The sequence below is a fragment of the uncultured Anaerofustis sp. genome, from assembly GCF_938029165.1.
In the GTDB taxonomy this organism is placed as follows: domain Bacteria; phylum Bacillota; class Clostridia; order Eubacteriales; family Anaerofustaceae; genus Anaerofustis.
Genome location: NZ_CALHFB010000044.1, coordinates 1 through 3,246, shown reverse-complemented (window position 1 = coordinate 3,246; position 3,246 = coordinate 1). Strand labels below are relative to the sequence as shown.

Here is a 3,246-nt window from a genome sequence, read left to right as displayed (position 1 = left end):
GGATAGCGACTGTTTCACAAAATGCGGGCAGCATTTTGTAGAAAATCCAGTCGCTATAAGCCTCCGCGGCTTGAGCGGGGTCGTTTTATCCATATTTTGGACAAGCAAAATATGGTCGGGTTTTTAAGGGAGGATAGCCCTTAATTGATTTATTCTTCAACAGAATGTATCTTATCTTTAATCTCCTGCATTTTTATATCAGTATAAGATATAAGCGTAGCACATTCTTTAAGTTCTGTTATTATCGTTTCTGCGTCTACAACATCTTTTTTATATTTCAACTGATGTTCCAAAGTCGCCCAAAAGTCCATTGCAATGGTCCTTATTTGGATTTCGACTCTTAAATACTGCTTTTTGTCGGAAAAGAAGACAGGGATCTCTACTATCATATGATAGCTTCTGTATCCGTTTTCCTTAGGTGTCCTGATATAATCTTTGACCGCTATTACATTTATGTCGTCCTGCTTTGCAATCATCTTTGCCAGTGCATATATATCATCAAGGAAAGAACATACTATCCTTATTCCCGCAATGTCGTTTAAATTATCCATAGCAGATTGTACACTTACTTCAAGTCCCAGCTTTTCAAGCTTTGCCGCAATGCTTTCCGGTTTTTTAAGCCTTGACTTTATAAATTCAATAGGACTGTTTGACCTTTTTACGGCAAGTTCTTCATTCAAAACTTCAAGCTTTGTCTTTACTTCCTTGATTGCACAGCTATACTTCATCATGGCTTCTTTATATTCTTCGGTCTCTTCCATGAAATATTTTTTTGCATCCCCCGGCAGGTTTACCGTGCTCACAAACGTTCTGTTCAAATCTTTTTCCATATTCATATATCAAAATTACCTTTTTCTGTTTTAAATATCTTATATTATTTCCACTCATATCTGCAGCTTAAGCAGATATAATCCGGTCTTGTTTCATCGTCGGGAGAACACCCTCCGTAAAACTCTTCTTTTCCTCCAAAAGCTTCACAGGCTTCAAAATACATCATCCCGTACATCATTTCTTCAACGTCTTTACTGTTACATTTAGGACATACTTTATCTTTCATAGTCTCACCACGTCTTATATTTTATCATATAAAGACACTTAATTACATAGATTTAATATTTTCTTAATAAAATTTAATAAAAAACCAATGTAGTTATTTACCTTAATATTTATTATTCATTATTTATCCTAATACTTTTTAGTTTTCTTCTGTCAAATCAAAAGACTTTTTTACAAGAGGGTTAATATTCCATTGGTCTTTTTATAATTTTCATATTTTAATTTTTCTTAAGTGTCACCGTCTCCCCACCGATGTAGATCTTCTTATTCTTCTTTCATTTTTTCACTTGATAATTATATCGACTAAAATTTTAAAATTTCTTTAACTTCTTTCTGATTACCATATCTGCTTAAAACATCTCTTTTAAATTAAAATACTTAATTTTCATTTTATAAAGCAGCCTGATATATGATTTTTTTAACGATTGGAATATAAATCAACTGTACCACTTTATGTAAAACATATAAATTTATAAGTTTTATATACTACATGATTGTGAATTTTACAATTTTAAAACCATCAGTTTTAACACCTTAATAAACCTATTTAATAATTAAAATTTGAAACTCTTAAAAAAATCTATACCATAAAAAATAAAAACACCATATAGGTGCCTTTATTCTTATCTTATTATCTGTTTAATATATATTTATCAGACCTAACTGACTAATTCATAAAACTATTTTATTGGATAACAGCACTCCGTCACTTGTTCCTCCACACTTTTGACTTCTCCCGGTCCTTTATGATAAATCGAGAACATAGGTCCTATGAATTCTAAATCGTTTTTCTTGGCATATTCCACTGCTTCGATATTTATATCTCCTATTTGTTCATAGCTTCCGCTAAAGATTATGCTAACTACGTTCGTCTTAGGCATATCTTTTACTTTTATTTCCCCTACTTCTTTTACGCTGTCTCTTACGCTTACTCCTACTTCCACGTCTACGTTTGTATCTTTGTATTCTTTATCGTGATAAATCGCCATATTGAACTGAGGGTCTACCCCGTTTGGATAGTTGGAATAAAGTCCCTTCATCAGTCTCCCCCATAACATCCCTTCGTCGGGGAAGGTCGGTATTGTGTCTCTTATATATGCGATCTTATATGCGGGTATAGTTTTTCTTTCGATATTGTATTTCATAATATTTTCACTCCTACTAAGCCTAAGAATGTTCTTATCGATTAAATCAAGCTGGTTTTTGACCTTAGTCAGCTCTTCTTCCTTATCATTCTTATACTTTATCAAATAATTTTTTATTTCTTCCTTAGTAGTGTTTTTATCTAAAATTATCTTGATATCGCTTAAACTAAACCCCATTTTTTGAAGCAGTATGATATTGCTTACCTTTATAAGCTGACTCTCGTCATAATATCTGTATCCGCTTTCTTTATCCACATACATGGGTCTTAGTAAATCCAGCTTATCAAAATGTCTCAGCATCCTCACACTTACTAAAGATAATTTTGAAAAATGTCCTATTTTTATCATGATAAACCTCCGTTTTTGAGCTCAAATATATTCTATATCCTGACATAGTGTAAGAGTCAATACTTTATTTTTCTTTATTTAAGAAACAAATATTCAAGAAACTCTGTCCCTTACACCCTGCTTAAACTTTGCTCGCCCAAAGTTTAAGAATAAAGGGCTCCACTCAATTGCCGTAGTGGCTCTTAAACGCTTATCAATTTCCAGAGAAAAGCTACCCCTACCTCTAAATAAAAAAACTTATAATCTAAAATAACAAATCAATATTTGTATTTAAGGATATGGGATTGGCGACTTAACAGATTAAAAAACTCGAAAATCTTGTTAAAAAAACCTAACCTTATTGTTTAATGTGTCAAGGCACATATGGATTTTATTAAAATCCAGCCCATTTTTCAAATGGGTAAACAGTCAAATTCTTCCACTGCGTAGTTCCAAGCCTTCGGCAAAAGAGATATTAAACTTACAAAAAGTCATTTACCCACAAATTACCTCAAAAAATTATTACCTTTAATATAAAAAAACTTTTATTTATAGGTTTGGAAATCCAGTTACTAGCACGTTTAACTAAAAAAACTTTCCAATAAATAAGGGATTGGGGTAGCGGTCTTTTCAAAAATCTCGGGCAGAGATTTTTAGAAAATCCGACCGCGTTAAGAGCCGTCACGGCGACTGAGTGAAAGAATTTTTACCCCTTTTT

At 32.4% G+C, this 3,246-nt stretch carries 3 protein-coding genes; all 3 read right to left on the bottom strand.

The window, feature by feature from the left end; translation table 11 throughout:
* Positions 1-149: 149 nt before the first annotated feature.
* Entirely contained in the window at positions 150-836 is a 687-nt protein-coding gene (locus Q0516_RS07945; protein WP_365945820.1) for a GTP pyrophosphokinase family protein, read from the bottom strand.
* Between the two features lie 38 nt (positions 837-874).
* A complete protein-coding gene (locus tag Q0516_RS07940; protein WP_294468986.1) occupies positions 875-1,057 on the bottom strand; it encodes a hypothetical protein in 183 nt (60 codons plus the stop codon).
* A 679-nt stretch (positions 1,058-1,736) separates the two neighbouring features.
* Positions 1,737-2,549 (bottom strand): MerR family transcriptional regulator, encoded by an 813-nt coding sequence (locus tag Q0516_RS07935; RefSeq protein ID WP_294468983.1) that lies wholly within the window; start codon positions 2,547-2,549, stop codon positions 1,737-1,739.
* Positions 2,550-3,246: the final 697 nt, after the last annotated feature.

Coding starts and splice junctions, on each gene's coding strand:
- Q0516_RS07945 (WP_365945820.1), bottom strand. CDS start 836: ATGAATATGGAAAAAGATTTGAACAGAACGTTTGTGAGCACGGTAAAC.
- Q0516_RS07940 (WP_294468986.1), bottom strand. CDS start 1,057: ATGAAAGATAAAGTATGTCCTAAATGTAACAGTAAAGACGTTGAAGAA.
- Q0516_RS07935 (WP_294468983.1), bottom strand. CDS start 2,549: ATGATAAAAATAGGACATTTTTCAAAATTATCTTTAGTAAGTGTGAGG.